The organism is Solibaculum intestinale, from assembly GCF_040096205.1.
In the GTDB taxonomy this organism is placed as follows: Bacteria; Bacillota; Clostridia; order Oscillospirales; family Acutalibacteraceae; genus Solibaculum_A; species Solibaculum_A intestinale.
Map to the genome: position 1 here is coordinate 69535 of NZ_JBBMFD010000006.1, position 15965 is coordinate 85499.

The window sequence follows — 15965 nt, forward strand, 5'->3', positions numbered from 1 at the left end:
TTTTTTCGTGCAAATGCAGCCGAATGTGGAATTTCAGACCAGGAGGAAACGATCATGCTCATTGACTTTCACACCCACGCATTCCCGGAGAAGATTGCCGCCAAAGCCATTGGTTCGCTGGAAGCGTCCAGCTCCACTCAGGCGGCCATCGAGGGGACCTATCCGGCGCTGCTCAGCTCCATGGAGCGAAACGGGGTGGACTTCTCCGTGGTGCTGCCCATCGTCACCCGTCCCGCCCAGACGAAATCCATTCTGCATTTTGCCGGGGAACTACAAAAAATCCCGGGGCTTATCCCCTTTGGAAGTGTGCATCCCTTGAGCAAAGACGTGAGGGGGGACATTCGCGCCATTAAGCGGCTGGGGCTTCGGGGGGTCAAGTTCCATCCGGATTTCCAGGATGTGTTTCTCGACGACATTGAGACCATCCGGGCCATGAGCCTGGCGGCGGAGGAAGGGCTGCCCATCGTCATCCATGCCGGGGCGGACATTTCCTATCCTGATGTGCACCATTCTACGCCCAAGCGGCTGTTAAACGTCTTAAGAGAGCTCAAGGGAGCCACCATCGTCTGCGCCCATACCGGCGGCTGGCGGTACTGGGACGACGTGGAGGACCTTTTAATGGGCCAGGACCTGTATATCGACACCAGCTATACCTACGGCTGGTGCCAAAAAGAGCAGATGGCCCGCATCATCCGCAATTGGGACCCGGACAAGGTGCTCTTCGGCACCGACAGCCCCTGGGTAAACCAAGGGGAGGCGGTAAAACAGCTTTATGAGCTTCAGCTGCCGGCGGAGCTCTACGATAAGATTTTCTATAAAAACGCCCTGCGCCTTTTAGGAATGAAGGAATAAAAAAACACCGTAAAGAAGCTGTTTTTCGCGCGCGCTTTTGTTCCTGTGCCGGGTATCCTTGCACCTTCGATATAGCGCCGGCTTTCTGGACTGTCCCTAACGCGCTTCGATAGGCGAAGGCGAAAAAAACCGTTTGGGAAACCAAACACATCGCTTTACTTTTACAATGCAGTGTGATAAATTATAAATAAGAATACGAGCTTTCCGCGGGCGAGCTTGTCCGCGGCGCTGTAAAAGAGGTGCATAACATGAACGCCAAAGTAAAGGATGAAAATGTGGACCTGCTGTTCCAGGCGATTTTGGCCCTCCAGAACATGGAGGAGTGCTACGATTTTTTCGAGGATTTGTGCACGGTGCCGGAGCTCAAGGCCATGTCCCAGCGCCTGGTGGTTGCCAAAATGCTCAGTGAGAACCACGTATACAGCGAAATCGTCGCCGCTACCGGAGCCAGCACCGCTACCATCAGCCGGGTCAAGCGTTCCCTTGCCTATGGCTGCGACGGATACCGGCTGGTTTTTGAAAGGATTCGTGACAAGTGAGCGGCGGATACACCTGCTTTGCCGCCTATTACGACGCCCTGACCGGCAATGTGGACTATCCCGCCCGGGCTGCTTATCTTTTGGACTTGTTCGGCCGGTATTCCCCCCGTCCGCCCCGTCTCCTTCTGGACCTGGCCTGCGGCACGGGAAGCATGGCTTGTGAGTTTGCCCGGCGGGGAATCGACGTCATCGGCGCGGACGATTCGGTGGAAATGCTCACGGTGGCCCGGGAAAAGGCCGTGGAGCAGGGGCTCGAGGTGCTCTTTTTGTGCCAGAGCATGCAGGAGCTGGACCTTTACGGCACGGTGGACAGCGCCGTATGCACGCTCGACAGCCTCAACCACATCACCGATCCTAGGGAGGTAAAGAAGGCGCTGTCGAGGGTGTCCCTGTTTTTGGAGCCGGGAGGCATCTTTCTCTTTGACGTGAATACTCCTTATAAGCACGAAAAGGTATTGGGGGATCACTCCTTTGTTTACGACCTGGGGGATCTCTACTGCGTCTGGCAGTGCGGGTATGACCCGGCCACCCGGACGGTAGACATTGACCTGGACTTTTTCGAAGAGGAAGAGGACGGGCGTTATTTCCGTATGAGCGAGTCCTTTCGCGAGCGGGCTTATACGAGAGAGGAACTGACCGGCTGGCTGCACGAAGCTGGCCTGGAGGTGCTCGACGTGTTCGAGGAAATGACCATGCGGGAAGTGAGGGAGGAGACCCAGCGGGCGGTCTATATCGTGGAAAAATGCCGGTAGGCTTTTTGCCTGCCGTTTTTTCGAGGAAAGGAAGAAACTATGGGAAGACGCATTCGAAGGATAACCAAAGACGGCTCCATTGTCGCCTGCGGGGTGGACGCCACCGACCTGGCGGGGGAAGCCGAGCGCATTCATAAAACCTCAGCGGTGGTGACCGCGGCGTTAGGGCGGCTTTTGACCGCAGCGAGCTTGATGGGCAGCATGCTCAAAGGGGAAAAGGACACCATTACCCTGCGTTTAAACGGCGGCGGCCCCTGCGGGACGCTTCTCGCCGTGGCTGACAGCGTAGGAAACGTCAAAGGATACGCCCAAAACCCCATCGTAGAGCTGCCCCTAAACGCCAAGGGAAAGCTGGACGTAGGCGGCGCCGTGGGGCGGGACGGCCGCCTTGCCGTCATCCGGGACACGGGAATGAGCGAGCCTTATGTGGGCCAGTGCCCCATTGTTTCGGGCGAAATCGCCGAGGACATCACCAGCTACTATGCGGTAAGCGAGCAGGTACCCACCGTCTGCGCCCTGGGGGTACTCGTCAATCCCGATCTGACCGTCAACTGCGCGTGCGGCCTGCTCATCCAGCTGCTGCCCTTTGCCGAGGAAGCGGCGGTGGCTGCGTTGGAAAAGAACATCGAGGCCCTCCCATCCATCACCCAAATGCTTTCGCAGGGCCTGACCATTGACGACATCTGTCAAAAAGCCCTCGACGGGTTTGAAACCGACCTGCTCGACGAAGCGGAGGTATCCTACCGGTGTGACTGCAGCCGCGAGCGGGTGGAACAGGCGCTTTTGACCTTGAAGGAGGAGGACCTGACCGGCCTTGCGGATGACACAGGTAAGGCGGAGGTCTGCTGCCAGTTCTGCGACAAGAAGTATTACTTTACCAAAGACGAGCTGCAGGCGTTGGCGGCCCGCAGCGAAGAATAGACGAAGGGGACGGCTTTTCATGGGAAAACGGTTTGTGCTATTTGACCTGGACGGAACGCTCATTGACTCGCTTGAGGACTTGGCAGACGCGTCCAATTACGCGCTCGGGCAGTTCGGATATCCGAGACAGGAGCGGGTGGAGGATTTCCGCTATTTTGTCGGCGACGGGGTGCCCAAGCTCATGGAGCGGATTCTGCCGCCGGGAGAAGCCACCGAGGAACGCATCCAGGCCCTGCGGGGCGCCTACGTCAAGCGGTATCTGGAACACTGCTGCGACAAAACGAAGCCCTACCCGGGCATTGTGGAGCTGCTCTCCGCCCTCAAGAAAAGAGGCGTAAAGGCGGCGGTGGTATCCAATAAGCCCGACGACCAGACCAGGCGGATTCTGGCCGAACTGTTCGCCCCCGGCACCTTTGCCGCCATCGCCGGCAACCAGCCGGGCTATCGGGTCAAACCCGACCCGGGGCTGACCTGGAAGGTGATGGGCGAGCTTGGGGCCGAACCGGCTGACTGCCTGTTTGTAGGGGATTCAGGAGTGGATATGCGCACGGCCGAAAACAGCGGCGCGACCGGCGTGGGCGTGCTGTGGGGCTTTCGCACCAAAGAGGAACTGCTGGAAAACGGCGCCGGGCATTTGATCGCTTCTCCTATGGAGCTTCTCGCCCTTTTGTGACAAAAGACGGGGCATTTCCCAAAAGAGAAAGAATTTCCTTGACAAAGCAAGGAGCCGAAGATATAATATTGTATCGTGGTATATGAGGTGACCTATGGTTGTTGGATTGAAAACATTGTTTGCAGAGGACGGCGTCCGTCATGTGGACTATACCTTTACGCCGGACGAAGCTCTGCTGGCCGGATGCTCTCCCATCCACGTGACGGGGAAGCTTCAAGGCAAATCCTCTATCGTGTACATGACGCTTACCGCCGCGTTCACCCTATCGCTTCTATGCGACCGGTGTATGACCTCGTATAAAGAAGCGCATTCGGTGCCGGTGGAGCATGTGCTGGTAACCTCTTTGAACAGGGAAGACAACGACGAGCTGATCCTGGTGGAATCCCAAGAGATCGACCTGGACGAGCTGGTGATGTCGGACCTTTTGCTTACTCTGCCCATGAAGCATCTTTGCAGGGAAGACTGTAAGGGCTTGTGCGCGCAGTGCGGCAAAAACCTCAACGAAGGGGACTGCGGCTGCAAGAAAAAGCCGGTGGACCCGCGCCTTGAGGCGTTACGAAAGCTATTGGATTAGTGTTATTATAAGAGGGAGGTGCTGACCATGGCGGTGCCGAAGAGAAAGCATTCGAAAGCAAGACGCGACAAGAGACGCAACAATGTCTGGAAGATCGAGGCCCCTGTTCTCATCAAATGTGAGCAGTGCGGGGCGTTGAAGCGGCCTCACCGAGTTTGCGATAGCTGCGGAACCTATCGGGGGAGACAGATCATCGTAAAAGCGGCCCAGGAAGCCTAAGCCTTTCGAAAAAGAATTAGAGGAGGAGAAATCCTTCTCTATTTTTTTTGGAAAACGGTCTTGGTTGCGAAATGCGTGATTTTGAAAAGAACGGCAACACTAGAAGAGAAACCCTGCGGCAAAGGGCCTTGCGCCTGTTTGCCGCGGGCCGGATGCGCAAACGACGAGGAGGATGCTTCATGGCGGTGCCCATTACGGGAATCGACCCGCAAAGCCCGGCCGAACGGGCGGGCCTGCGCAGGGGGGATGCGCTTTTATCGGTCAATGGACACGCTGTTACCGACGTGTTCGACTATCAGTTTTACACCCTGGAGCGAAAGCTGCGCCTGACGGTGCAGCAGGGGGCGAAGGTGCGCACGGTGCTGGTGCGCAAGGAGGAATACGAGGACGTAGGTCTGCAGTTTGAAACCTACCTGATGGACCAGCAGCGAAGCTGCCGCAACCACTGCATCTTCTGCTTCATCGACCAGCTTCCCAAGGGGATGCGGGAAAGCCTTTATTTCAAGGACGACGATGCCCGCCTTTCCTTCCTGTTCGGCAATTACATCACCCTGACGAACTTGAAAGAGGAAGAGGTCAGGCGCATCATAGACATGCGCATCAGCCCCGTTAACGTGTCGGTGCACACCACCAACCCCGCCCTGCGGGTGAAGATGATGGGCAACCGCTTCGCCGGGGAGGTGCTGCGGTATCTCAACATGCTGGCCGACGGCGGCATTTCTCTCAACTGCCAGCTTGTCCTCTGCCCGGGCTACAACGACGGGGAGGAGCTGGCCCGGTCCCTGCGGGACCTGGCGGCTTTGCGCCCGGCGGTGCAGAGCATCTGCATGGTGCCGGTGGGGCTTACGAAGTTCCGGGAGGGGCTTGCCCCCCTGACCGCCTTTGATGAGAAGACAGCGGGGGCGGTAGTGGACCTGGCGGAAGCCTTCGGCGAGGAATGCTTAAAGAAATTCGGCACCCGGCTTTGCTACCCGGCGGACGAGTTCTATCTCAAAGCGAAGCGTCCCATTCCGCCCGTCTCCTTTTATGAGGAATTCGTTCAGCTGGAAAACGGCGTGGGAATGCTTTCCCTCCTCTGCGCCCAGTTTCGCGAGGCGCTTGCAGCCACCCGGGGCGATCTGACAAAATCGCGCACAATCACCATAGTTACGGGAAAAGCAGCCGCACCTTTTATCACTTCGCTCATTGACGAGGCGAAAAAAAGGTGGCATAATTTAGAGGGTCAGGTCATAGCCATTGAAAACGAATTTTTTGGGCCGCAGATTACGGTTTCCGGCCTGATTACCGGGCAAGATATCATGAGTCAGCTCACCGGCCGCGCGCTTGGGGAGGAAGTGCTCCTTCCGTCGAGTATGCTGCGCCGGGAAGGTGATTTGTTTTTAGACGACGTGTCCCTGTCGCAGCTGCAAGAGGCGCTGGGGGTACCCGTCATCCCCGTCGGTAACGACGGATCCGAATTGTTGCACGCAGTCTTAGGAGGTGCATGGTTTGTCGAAACCGCTGGTAGCGATTGTAGGGCGGCCGAATGTGGGGAAATCCACCCTGTTTAATAAATTGGCCGGTGTGCGTCTTTCCATTGTGGAGGATACGCCCGGCGTCACCCGTGACCGAATTTACGCCGACTGCGAATGGCGCGACCGGCGTTTTGCCCTGGTGGATACCGGCGGCATCGAACCCTATTCCCAGGATATCATTTTGTCCCAGATGCGCCGCCAAGCGGAGCTGGCCATTGAAAAGGCGGACGTTATTGTATTGGTGACCGATTTGAAAAGCGGGGTTGTGGCAACGGACGCGGAGGTCGCGGTGCTGTTGCAGAAAAGCGGCAAGCCGCTGCTTTTGTGCGTCAACAAATGCGATTCCATCGGCGCGCCGCCAGCGGAATTCTATGAGTTTTACAATCTGGGTTTGGGCGATCCCATACCGGTTTCCGCTGCGCACGGCCACGGCACCGGCGACCTTTTGGACGCGGTGTACGACCTGCTCCCTCCCGAAGAAGAGGACGAGGAGGACGAGGACCTGATTAAGGTAGCGGTCATCGGCAAGCCCAACGTGGGCAAGTCCTCCCTGATTAACCGCATCACCGGCGAGGAGCGGGTGATCGTTTCCAACCTTGCCGGCACCACCCGCGACGCGGTGGACACGGAGATTGAAAACCAGTTCGGGCGTTTTCTATTGATTGACACCGCCGGCATCCGGCGCAAGTCCAAGGTGGAGGACGCCATTGAGAAATACAGCATCCTGCGGGCAAAGATGGCCATTGAGCGGGCCCAGGTCTGCGTGATCCTCATCGACGCCACCGAGGGCTTCACCGAGCAGGATTCCAAGGTGGCGGGCCTTGCCCACGAGGCGGGAAAGGCCTGTCTCATCGCGGTCAACAAGTGGGACGCGGTGGAGAAGGACGGGCGTACCATGGACGAAGCCCGCAAGAAGCTGATGCAGGATTTTTCCTTTATGTCCTACGCGCCCATCATCTTTATATCCGCAAAGACCGGCCAGCGGGTTGATCGGCTGATGGAGTTGATTAAGTTTGTCAACAGCCAGAACGCCATGCGCATTTCCACCGGAATGCTCAACGACGTGCTCGGGGACGCCACCGCCCGGGTGCAGCCCCCGTCCGACAAGGGCAAGAGGCTGAAAATCTACTACATCACTCAGGCATCCACTCGTCCGCCCACCTTTGTCTGTTTTGTAAACCGGGCGGAGCTCTTTCATTTTTCCTACCAGCGCTACATCGAGAACCGGATTCGGGAAGTGTTCGGCCTGGAAGGAACGCCGGTGCGCTTTATCATCCGGGAACGGGGCGACGGCAAGGCGTAACGGCACGCACAAAATCGCAGCGGCGCGGGGAAACGTGCGCCGTAAAGGGGAGGCAAAAGCGGCATGGCCGGCTTTTTTGGTGAGATTGGGGATTTTATCGCGCAAAACGCGCTGGCCTTCGTCCTTACGGCGGCGGCCGCGTATCTGCTTGGAAGCATCAGTTCGGCGGTCATCTTTTCCAGGCTGTTTACCGGTAAAGACGTGCGCACCCAGGGGAGCGGCAACGCGGGGATGACCAACGTGCTGCGTTCCTCTGGAAAGCTGCCGGGTATTTTGACGGCGGTAGGGGACGTAGCCAAGGTGGCGATTGCCATTGTAATCGGCCGGTTGCTGTTTGAGTACCTGGGCGCTGCGGACGTTTCCATGGACACCCGGATGCTCTATGCCACCTATCTGGCGGGCTTTTGCTGCACGATGGGGCACTTGTTCCCCTGTTACTTCGGCTTTAAGGGCGGCAAAGGGGTTCTCACCACCGCCGGGATGATCCTGTTTGTGGACTGGCGCATTTTTCTCATTGTGGTGGCGGTTTTTGTGGTGGTGCTGGTGCTGTCGAGGATGGTGTCTCTTGCGTCGGTTTCGGCCGCAGTGGCTTACCCTCTGGCAACCTTTAGCATGACCTATTTTCTCGATTATTTTTCCGCGCCCACCCATGCGAACTTTACCATGGTGGTCATTACCACAACGATCGCTTTGGTCATGGGCGTGATTGTCATTGCCAAACACCGCACCAACCTTGTGCGGATTTTCCGCGGCGAGGAGAAGCAGATCGGTGCGAAAAAGAAAGAAGGAGAAGGCTGATGGCGAAGATTCGTGTCATGGGCGCCGGCGGCTGGGGAACGGCCCTTGCCATGATGGCCGACCGCAGCGGCCACCAGGTGAGCATGTGGTCGGTGTTCGAGGAAGAGGTGGAGCGTCTATCTAAGGTACGGGAGCATAAAAAGCTGCTGCCTGGGGTGAAAATCCCGGATTCCATCGAGATCACCGGGGACTTGGCTTCCACTGCGCAGGCGGATTTGGTGATTCTGGCGGTGCCCTCCTTTGCCGTGCGGGATACGGCGCGGCTTTTAAAGGGCGTGCTGGCTGAGGGGACTGTGGTGGTTAACGTGGCGAAGGGCTTTGAAGAAGAGCATCTGCTGCGGCTGTCCCAGGTCATCGAGGAAGAACTGCCCGAGGCACGGGTAGCGGTTTTATCTGGTCCATCCCACGCGGAGGAGGTATCCAGAGGGGTTCCCACCACAGTGGTGGCCGCCTCCAGGTCGAAGGAAGCCGCTTGCTTTGTGCAGGATACCCTGATGAATTCTGCGCTTCGCGTTTACGTCAATCCCGACCTGACCGGTGTAGAGTTGGGCGGGGCGCTGAAAAACATCATCGCGCTGGCCGCCGGTGTCTGCGACGGGCTTGGGTTGGGGGACAATACCAAGGCCGCTCTGATGACCCGGGGTTTGACTGAAATCGCCCGCCTGGGCGTGAAGATGGGGGCCAAGCAGGAGACCTTTGCGGGCCTGACCGGCATCGGCGACCTGGTGGTCACCTGCACAAGTATGCATTCGCGAAACCGCCGGGCAGGCATTCTGATCGGCAAAGGGATAGAACCCAAGGAGGCGGTCAGGCAGGTGGGAATGGTGGAAGGATACTTGGCCACCCATTCGGCCTATAAGCTTTCTCAAAAATACGGCGTGGAAATGCCCATTACCGCCGAGTGCTATCAGGTGCTTTTCCACGATAAGGACCCCAAGCTCGCCATCACCGACTTGATGGAACGTCCCAAACGAAGCGAAGCGGAAACCACCTGGCTGGATTTTCACCGCCAGGATTAGATAAAATCCACAAAGTATAAATTATGTGAGAGGTGCATTGTAAATGAATTTTGAGTTACTTCATCCGGCCGACCAGCTCGTCATTATGATGGAGCGCATTTATCAGTACGGTATGACGACCACCTCCGGCGGGAACCTTTCCATTCGCACGCCGGAAGGGGATATTTGGATCACTCCTGGCAGCATCGACAAGGGCAACCTGCGCCGGGAGGACATGGTGCATGTCCTGCCTGACGGGCAGATCATCGGCCGACACAAGCCTTCCGTGGAGCTTCCCTTCCATCAGCAGATCTACAAGCTGCGCCCCGACCTGTCCGCGGTGCTGCACGCCCATCCGCCGGCCCTGGTGGCGTTCTCCAACGTTTCCCGCATCCCGGACACCCACATCATCCCCAACGTGGACCTGGTCTGCGGCCGGGTGGGCTTCGCCCCCTATGCCATTCCGGGTAGCAAGGAGCTGGGCGACAAGATCGCCAGCGTCTTTGAAGAGGGTTACAATGTAGTTATGCTGGAAAACCACGGCGTGGTAGTCGGCTCTGAGAACATCTTCAAGGCCTTCATGGCGTTCGAGACCCTGGAGTCCTGCGCCCGCCTGGAGATCAACGCCAATCGCATCGGCACGGTGCATTCCCTGACCGACAAGCACCTGCGCATGTCCCATCTTAAGGAAAACACCTGCCGTGAGCTCGACGAGTTCATTCCCAATCGCCACTATGCGGACGAAAACAATTCCCGCCGGGAAATGGTGGAATTCATTCACCGTTCTTACGACCAGAGACTGTTCAACAGCACCGAGGGCACCTTCTCCGTGCGCCTGAATGACAATTCCTTCCTCATCACCCCTTATATGAAGGACCGCAAGTACCTGCAGGTGGAGGACATTGTCCGTATCGACGGTGAACAGCGGGAGGCCGGCAAGACCCCCAGCCGCTCGGTCATGCTGCATAAGAACATTTACGACAAGCATCCGGAGATCAACTCCGTGATCATCGCCCACGCGCCCCACATTATGGCTTTTGCAGTCACCGACCGGGAGTTTGACAGCCGCACCATTCCGGAGAGCTACATCCAGTTGCGCACGGTAAGCAAGGTCCCCTATGGATCTTCCTTCATGCAGCCGGAAATGGTCGCCGAGATGCTCACTCCCTCTAACCCGGTGGTCCTGGTGGAGAACGATTGCATCATCGTCACGGGCGCCAGCCTCTTAAACGCCTTCGACCGTTTGGAGGTAGCCGAGTATTCCGCTAAGTCCATCATTGATTCCGAGGTTTTGGGCAAGGTTAACATCATCAGCGACGAAGAGGTTGAGGAAATCGAGACGGTCTTCAACCTGAAATAAGCTGTTCGGATGTTGGGAAATCGGTCTGTCGTTTGGCAGACGTGATCGTGATAGCAGCAGCCGGAAGGGAAAATTCCCTTCCGGCTGCTGCTTTTTAAAGAATGAGACCATGCCGCCGCTTTGTCACGAAAAAGGAAGGCGCTATGAATGCCGAAAAAAGCAGCGGCGAAAATATGGGGGCGGCCTTTTTCCTGGAATAAACGAAAAAGAGCGAACCGTTTTAAAAACGGTTCGCTCTCAGCTGTCTGCTTTGTTATATCGCACGGGTTACCTTGCCGGAACGCAAGCAACGGGTGCAGGCATAAATTCTCTTGGGACTGCCTTCGACGATTGCTTTCACGCGTTTGATATTGGGCTTCCACGTCCGATTGGAACGGCGATGGGAGTGGGAAACCTTAATTCCGAAAGATACATCCTTACCGCAGATGTCGCACTTTGCCATGTGTCTGCACCTCCTTTAGAACCTCGAGTAAGTCAACATTGCTATGATAGCAGAAAATGTTACGAAAAGCAAGCGTTTTTTTGCCAATGGACAGAGAGAAATGCATATTTTTTCTTGTCCGCCGTTCCTTTTTATGGCCCAAAGCGCATAGGGGCGGTGCCCCTGCCCATGATAACAGGAGAAAATGCGGAAACCTGTTTGACAAAATTCATGGTTTCGTTATTGACTTGCAGGGAAGAGTATTGTAGGCTTAGAGGGAAAATTTCTCAAATTAAGCGACGGAATTTCCTGGGGAAAGCAGGGCGCCGTTTGATTTTTCGGTCAGGTGAGGAGAGCATGAAACCGTTGAGACGAAAAGAAATTTGGCCGAATGCGGCTACCTATACGTTGTCTTTCCTGCTGCCCGCGGCAGTGTTGCTTGCCGCCTACGCGGTGTTCGGCGTTTTTCCCTTTGGGGAAAAGTCGGTTCTGGTCACCGACATGAGCCAGCAATATGTAGATTTCCATTCCTGGCTCTACGATGCGGTCAAGGGTGGGGACAGCCTGTTCTTCAGCTGGAATACCGGCATGGGTATGAACCTGACGGGGATTTTCAGCTTTTACCTGGCAAGTCCCTTTTCCCTGTTGGTGCTGCTGTTTGAGCGCACTCAGGTGCAGGATGCGCTCTTTTTCATCACCCTGCTCAAGGCAGCCTGCGCGGGGCTTACCTTCAGCATATTTGCCAAACGGATCCTCGGCTTAAGGAACGCCAAAAATGTGACCTTCTCGGTGATGTACGCCGCTATGAGTTATGTGGTGGTCTATGCGCTCAACATCATGTGGCTCGACGGGGTGATTCTGCTTCCGCTGGTCGCCCTTTCCCTGCACAGTCTGATGGAGAAGAAACGGATGGCTCCTTTCACTATCTGCATGACCCTGTGCTTTTTGACCCAGTTTTACATCGGATTTATGATCGCCATTTTTTCCACTATCTATCTGGTCAGTGAACTGCTGCGCAAAAAGGGGCTGACCCTGCGGGAATTCTGGAATCGGTTCTGGCGGTTTGCCCTGAGTGGGATTCTGGCCGCCGGGATGGCGGCCGTGCTGCTTGTCCCTACCTATCTTTCCCTTCAATACGTTTATTACTATATTGAAACCGGCAGCGTGGGTCCTATGGTCCTCAATCCCCTGGACGTGCTGGGAAAACTGTTTTTCGGCAGTTATGACACCATTACCTACGGTCTGCCCAATCTCTTCTGCGGTATGCTGACCCTGCTTCTGCTTCCCCTCTATTTCTTAAATCGTAACATCGAAAAGCGGGACAAATGGGTATCCGCCGGCGTTCTAGCCGTGTTTTTCATCAGCATGATGGTCTGGCCTATCAACCTGTTCTGGCACGGCGGGGACGAGCCCACTTGGTTTCCCTACCGGTATACCTTCGCGGTCTGCTTTTATATGCTGCTGCTGGCCGTCAAGGCGGTTCGCAACCTGGACGGCGTTACCTGGCGGCACGTGGCCGTCAGCTTTGCCGCCCCCTCCGCCTTCGCGGCCCTCATGCTGCTTGTGACCAGCTCCGACTGGCTTTACGACACCATGGACGGGCTGGGGCTCAAAGTGCTGCTGCCCAATACCCGCACCGATGTGACTGTCAAAGTGGTGGCGGTTTCAGCGGTGCTGCTGGCTCTCTATGGAGGGGCGGTTTTGCTTATGAAATACCGGCCCCGTATGAGAAAGATGGTATGCGTGGGGCTGTGCCTGCTTGTGAGCGTGGAGATGTTTGCAAACGCAAGCGAGCTCATCCGGTCCATTGACCGGGAGCTTCCTTACGACAACCACAGCAAATACGAAAACCATCTTCGTATTACCGGAGAAGCGGTGCAGGCAGTCAAGGAGATGGACGACGGCTGGTACCGCCTGGAAAACCACGACATGCGAAACGCCAACGACGCGTTGTCTCTGGATTACAACGGCATCGCTCATTACAGCTCCTTTACCAATCAGAAAACCTCCCGCTTTGTCAATCACCTGGGAATGGTGTCCAACGTCCAGAACCGGTTTTGGCGGTATTACGGGGCTTCCACGGTAACCGATTCTCTTTTCGGCGTCAAGTACGTGCTGGGAAGCGACGAACGCCGGGCGGGTTTTACTCAGCTAAAATCCCTGGAAAGCGGAAAACACGTCTATCAAAACGAAAACGCCCTGTCTTTGGGATACATGGTAGATTCCTCTTTGCAGGACTTTACCTATGATCCGGAGGAATACGACCCCTGCAAGCTGCAAAACGAGCTGCTTTGCGCTATGACCGGTGAAAATAAGCCCGTTTACACGCGCATCCCTCTGCAGGAAGCCATCCCTTCCGACAACCTGAAGATTACCGGACAGGGAGAGTGGGACTATATTGAGTCCCAAAACGGCTATGCCGGTACCATGCGCTACCGCTTTGTCAATCCCAAATCCCAGAACCTGTGCTTTTCTATCAAGAGCGCCGGCCTTTCCGATACCTCCACGGTCTATGTAAATGGCATACCCCTCAACGGAACGGGATATGACTTTATCGGCCTGATGGACTTGGGGTATTTTGAAGCCGGAGAAGAAGTGGTCGTCAGCTTTTCCATCAATCGTTCTCCTGTTATGCTCCAGGCGCCCCTATTGTACGGCTTCGATGCCGACCGGTTCTCCGCCATGTGCGGGATGCTCAAGGGGCACCAGATGTTTGCCATCGAGGAAGGCAATTCTTCTATCAAGGGCAGGGTGGACGCAGGCGAGGGCGGCCTTCTCTTTACTTCCATTCCCGCCGACCCTGGCTTCTCGGTCACTGTGGACGGAGAACCTGCGCAGCTTGTACGGATTGCGGATGCGTTTTTGGCGGTAAATCTCACCGCCGGGGAACATGAAATAGAATTTACCTTTGTGCCGCAGGGCCTCCCACTCGGCGGGATCGTTTCCGTTGTTTCTCTGGCGGCGGGAGCCGTGATTCTTTGGTGCAACGATACCGGGCGCTTTGCGCCCGGCCGGAAACGGAGAAAACGGACCGCGAAAGGTGGTTGACGCTATTGGTATAGAAGCGGCACGTTTGCGTGTAAATATTATTGACTTTTTCGCGTAAAATCTCTTGTATTTCGTATTTGGGTGTGGTATAATCGTGCCATAGCGCAGAAGGCCGGGAATAAACCGGCTGCGTGAATGCATATGCATGAGAATCATCGTTCCTGGAAGGAGGGAGAGGCTGGATGGATGTTTTCGCAATTGTCTGGCTGGTCGCCATTCTTGTTCTGGCCCTGGTAGAGGCGGGGACCACCCAGTTGGTCGCCATTTGGTTTGTGGTGGGCAGCGTGGGCGCGTTTGTTGCAAACCTGTTTAACACCCCGCTTTGGGTGCAGTTGATTGTGTTTGTTGCCGTATCCATTCTGTCGCTGGCTCTGACCCGGCCGTTTTTGAAAAAGTACCTGGCCGTCAAAAAGGTCAGCACCAACGCCGACCGATACGTGGGGGAGACCGCCGTGGTTACCGATGCCATTGACAATTCCCTTGCCAAAGGACAGGTGAAGGTGCTTGGCAGCATTTGGACTGCCCGGTCCGCCGACGGCTCGGCCATCGCCGAGGGAGCCAGGGTCAGGGTGGAGGCCATTGACGGGGTCAAGCTGATTGTGGTGCCGGTGGAGGACGAAGGACCGCAGAAATAAGAGGAAGATTTCTCTGGACCCGTCTGACCTGGGTCAGCTGTGGGTGCATCCCCTAAGGAGGAAGCGAACATGGGGTGGAGCATAGCGCTTGGTATCATTTGTATTCTTATCGGTCTGTTCCTGTTTTTAAAGCCTCAGTGGTTTTGGGCGGTCACGGAGCGGTGGAAATCCTACCGGGCGGAGGAACCGTCCGACTGGTACCGGATGAGCACCAAAGCGGGCGGTGTTCTCTTTATGGCTATGGGTATTGTGTTTGCTCTTCTGCCGCTGGTATTGCGGTAGAAAGGGCGGCTGTTTTCTCTTTGTCGCAATCAGGCCGTTTTCAAAGGACGGTCTGTAAAAAGAACGTGCAATTTAGGAGGGTATTATGGATTTCGTCATTTATGTTGTCATTGCTCTTGTGGTTCTGGCGCTCATCATTCTGATTGCAAACATCAAAATTGTACCCCAGGCCAATGCCTATGTGGTGGAGCGTCTGGGCGCGTACAAATCCACATGGGGTACGGGCATTCATTGGAAGGTTCCGTTTGTGGAGCGCATTGCCAAGAAGGTTTCCCTCAAGGAGCAGGTGGTGGATTTTCCGCCCCAGCCGGTCATCACCAAGGATAACGTCACCATGCAGATCGACACGGTTATTTATTACCAGATTACCGACGCAAAGCTGTATGCTTACGGCGTGGAGCGGCCTCTTTCCGCCATTGAGAACCTGTCCGCCACCACCCTGCGTAACATCATCGGTGAAATGGAACTCGACCACACACTGACTTCCCGCGACGTGATCAACTCCAAGATCCGCGTCATCCTTGACGAGGCTACCGACGCCTGGGGCATCAAGGTCAACCGTGTAGAGCTCAAAAACATCCTCCCGCCCCGGGAGATTCAGGACGCCATGGAGAAGCAGATGAAAGCCGAGCGGGAACGCCGCGAAGCGATTCTCCGGGCGGAAGGCGAGAAGCGCAGCGAGATTCTTGTGGCTGAGGGCCACAAGGAAGCGGCCATTCTGCGGGCCGACGCAGTGAAGGAAACCAAAATCCGCGAGGCGGAGGGCGAGGCTCAGGCAATCATGAAGGTGCAGGAAGCTCTGGCCGACTCCATCAAGCTGTTAAACCAAGCGTCCCCGTCCGAGCAGGTCATCGCCATCAAGAGCCTGGAGGCTTTCGGCAAGGCGGCCGACGGTAAGGCCACTAAGATCATCATTCCGTCCCAGATCCAGGGCCTGGCGGGCCTGGTGACCTCCATTGGAGAACTGGCCAAGAATGATGTGCAACTGAAACAATAATGCACAAAAGAAGAAACTATTTTCGGCCCTTATGCTGATAACTACACAAAATTTACGATTCGTTGGCGGATTCCTTGAA

General features: G+C 56.0%; 17 protein-coding genes. 16 read left to right on the forward strand and 1 reads right to left on the reverse strand.

Annotated features, from left to right (window positions below; translation table 11 throughout):
• The first annotated feature begins 54 nt into the window (after positions 1-54).
• The 12 genes from WMO26_RS05345 to WMO26_RS05400 all read left to right on the forward strand — a co-directional run bounded on the left by WMO26_RS05345 (position 55) and on the right by WMO26_RS05400 (position 10503).
• Complete coding sequence (locus WMO26_RS05345; RefSeq protein WP_349218689.1) at positions 55-852, forward strand: amidohydrolase family protein; 798 nt, start codon at positions 55-57, stop codon at positions 850-852.
• Between the two features lie 248 nt (positions 853-1100).
• Complete coding sequence (locus tag WMO26_RS05350; protein WP_349218690.1) at positions 1101-1391, forward strand: YerC/YecD family TrpR-related protein; 291 nt, start codon at positions 1101-1103, stop codon at positions 1389-1391.
• Positions 1388-2143 carry a class I SAM-dependent DNA methyltransferase gene (locus tag WMO26_RS05355; protein WP_349218691.1) on the forward strand — a complete coding sequence of 252 codons (756 nt, stop codon included), beginning with the start codon at positions 1388-1390 and terminating at the stop codon, positions 2141-2143. Before WMO26_RS05350 ends, WMO26_RS05355 begins: the two co-directional genes overlap by 4 nt.
• A gap of 39 nt (positions 2144-2182) precedes the next feature.
• A complete protein-coding gene (gene hslO, locus WMO26_RS05360; protein ID WP_349218692.1) occupies positions 2183-3064 on the forward strand; it encodes an Hsp33 family molecular chaperone HslO in 882 nt (293 codons plus the stop codon).
• Positions 3065-3083: 19 nt separating this feature from the next.
• Positions 3084-3737 carry an HAD family hydrolase gene (locus WMO26_RS05365; protein WP_349218693.1) on the forward strand — a complete coding sequence of 218 codons (654 nt, stop codon included), beginning with the start codon at positions 3084-3086 and terminating at the stop codon, positions 3735-3737.
• Between the two features lie 94 nt (positions 3738-3831).
• The gene (locus WMO26_RS05370; RefSeq protein WP_349218695.1) at positions 3832-4311 is read left to right on the forward strand and encodes a YceD family protein; all 480 of its coding nucleotides are present in this window, start codon (positions 3832-3834) and stop codon (positions 4309-4311) included.
• 27 nt (positions 4312-4338) lie between these two features.
• A complete protein-coding gene (rpmF, locus tag WMO26_RS05375) occupies positions 4339-4530 on the forward strand; it encodes a 50S ribosomal protein L32 (RefSeq protein WP_349218696.1) in 192 nt (63 codons plus the stop codon).
• Between the two features lie 179 nt (positions 4531-4709).
• Positions 4710-6080, forward strand: coding sequence for a DUF512 domain-containing protein (locus tag WMO26_RS05380; protein ID WP_349218698.1), 1371 nt, complete (start codon positions 4710-4712; stop codon positions 6078-6080).
• Positions 6019-7347, forward strand: coding sequence for a ribosome biogenesis GTPase Der (gene der / locus WMO26_RS05385; protein ID WP_349218700.1), 1329 nt, complete (start codon positions 6019-6021; stop codon positions 7345-7347). Before WMO26_RS05380 ends, der begins: the two co-directional genes overlap by 62 nt.
• A 63-nt stretch (positions 7348-7410) precedes the next feature.
• Positions 7411-8145 carry a glycerol-3-phosphate 1-O-acyltransferase PlsY gene (gene plsY / locus WMO26_RS05390; protein WP_349218701.1) on the forward strand — a complete coding sequence of 245 codons (735 nt, stop codon included), beginning with the start codon at positions 7411-7413 and terminating at the stop codon, positions 8143-8145.
• On the forward strand, positions 8145-9164 hold the full coding sequence (locus tag WMO26_RS05395; RefSeq protein ID WP_349218703.1) for an NAD(P)H-dependent glycerol-3-phosphate dehydrogenase: 1020 nt from the start codon (positions 8145-8147) through the stop codon (positions 9162-9164). Before plsY ends, WMO26_RS05395 begins: the two co-directional genes overlap by 1 nt.
• Positions 9165-9207: 43 nt before the next feature.
• Positions 9208-10503 (forward strand): class II aldolase/adducin family protein, encoded by a 1296-nt coding sequence (locus WMO26_RS05400; RefSeq protein WP_349218704.1) that lies wholly within the window; start codon positions 9208-9210, stop codon positions 10501-10503.
• 253 nt (positions 10504-10756) lie between these two features.
• On the opposite strand, the gene rpmB is transcribed toward WMO26_RS05400, so the two are convergent.
• The gene (gene rpmB / locus WMO26_RS05405; protein ID WP_349218706.1) at positions 10757-10945 is read right to left on the reverse strand and encodes a 50S ribosomal protein L28; all 189 of its coding nucleotides are present in this window, start codon (positions 10943-10945) and stop codon (positions 10757-10759) included.
• 336 nt (positions 10946-11281) lie between these two features.
• Between rpmB and WMO26_RS05410 the strand changes: the two genes are divergently transcribed.
• The 4 genes from WMO26_RS05410 to WMO26_RS05425 all read left to right on the forward strand — a co-directional run bounded on the left by WMO26_RS05410 (position 11282) and on the right by WMO26_RS05425 (position 15886).
• Entirely contained in the window at positions 11282-13972 is a 2691-nt protein-coding gene (locus WMO26_RS05410; protein ID WP_349218708.1) for a YfhO family protein, read from the forward strand.
• 182 nt (positions 13973-14154) lie between these two features.
• A complete protein-coding gene (locus tag WMO26_RS05415) occupies positions 14155-14607 on the forward strand; it encodes an NfeD family protein (RefSeq protein WP_349218710.1) in 453 nt (150 codons plus the stop codon).
• 69 nt (positions 14608-14676) lie between these two features.
• Complete coding sequence (locus tag WMO26_RS05420; RefSeq protein ID WP_349218712.1) at positions 14677-14889, forward strand: DUF6199 family natural product biosynthesis protein; 213 nt, start codon at positions 14677-14679, stop codon at positions 14887-14889.
• An 85-nt stretch (positions 14890-14974) separates the two neighbouring features.
• Positions 14975-15886 carry an SPFH domain-containing protein gene (locus WMO26_RS05425; protein WP_349218714.1) on the forward strand — a complete coding sequence of 304 codons (912 nt, stop codon included), beginning with the start codon at positions 14975-14977 and terminating at the stop codon, positions 15884-15886.
• The last annotated feature ends 79 nt before the right edge of the window (positions 15887-15965 follow it).

Coding starts and splice junctions, on each gene's coding strand:
- WMO26_RS05365 (WP_349218693.1), top strand. CDS start 3,084: ATGGGAAAACGGTTTGTGCTATTTGACCTGGACGGAACGCTCATTGAC.
- WMO26_RS05345 (WP_349218689.1), top strand. CDS start 55: ATGCTCATTGACTTTCACACCCACGCATTCCCGGAGAAGATTGCCGCC.
- plsY (WP_349218701.1), top strand. CDS start 7,411: ATGGCCGGCTTTTTTGGTGAGATTGGGGATTTTATCGCGCAAAACGCG.
- rpmB (WP_349218706.1), bottom strand. CDS start 10,945: ATGGCAAAGTGCGACATCTGCGGTAAGGATGTATCTTTCGGAATTAAG.
- rpmF (WP_349218696.1), top strand. CDS start 4,339: ATGGCGGTGCCGAAGAGAAAGCATTCGAAAGCAAGACGCGACAAGAGA.
- WMO26_RS05420 (WP_349218712.1), top strand. CDS start 14,677: ATGGGGTGGAGCATAGCGCTTGGTATCATTTGTATTCTTATCGGTCTG.
- WMO26_RS05400 (WP_349218704.1), top strand. CDS start 9,208: ATGAATTTTGAGTTACTTCATCCGGCCGACCAGCTCGTCATTATGATG.
- WMO26_RS05380 (WP_349218698.1), top strand. CDS start 4,710: ATGGCGGTGCCCATTACGGGAATCGACCCGCAAAGCCCGGCCGAACGG.
- WMO26_RS05370 (WP_349218695.1), top strand. CDS start 3,832: ATGGTTGTTGGATTGAAAACATTGTTTGCAGAGGACGGCGTCCGTCAT.
- WMO26_RS05415 (WP_349218710.1), top strand. CDS start 14,155: ATGGATGTTTTCGCAATTGTCTGGCTGGTCGCCATTCTTGTTCTGGCC.
- WMO26_RS05395 (WP_349218703.1), top strand. CDS start 8,145: ATGGCGAAGATTCGTGTCATGGGCGCCGGCGGCTGGGGAACGGCCCTT.
- WMO26_RS05350 (WP_349218690.1), top strand. CDS start 1,101: ATGAACGCCAAAGTAAAGGATGAAAATGTGGACCTGCTGTTCCAGGCG.
- hslO (WP_349218692.1), top strand. CDS start 2,183: ATGGGAAGACGCATTCGAAGGATAACCAAAGACGGCTCCATTGTCGCC.
- WMO26_RS05425 (WP_349218714.1), top strand. CDS start 14,975: ATGGATTTCGTCATTTATGTTGTCATTGCTCTTGTGGTTCTGGCGCTC.
- WMO26_RS05410 (WP_349218708.1), top strand. CDS start 11,282: ATGAAACCGTTGAGACGAAAAGAAATTTGGCCGAATGCGGCTACCTAT.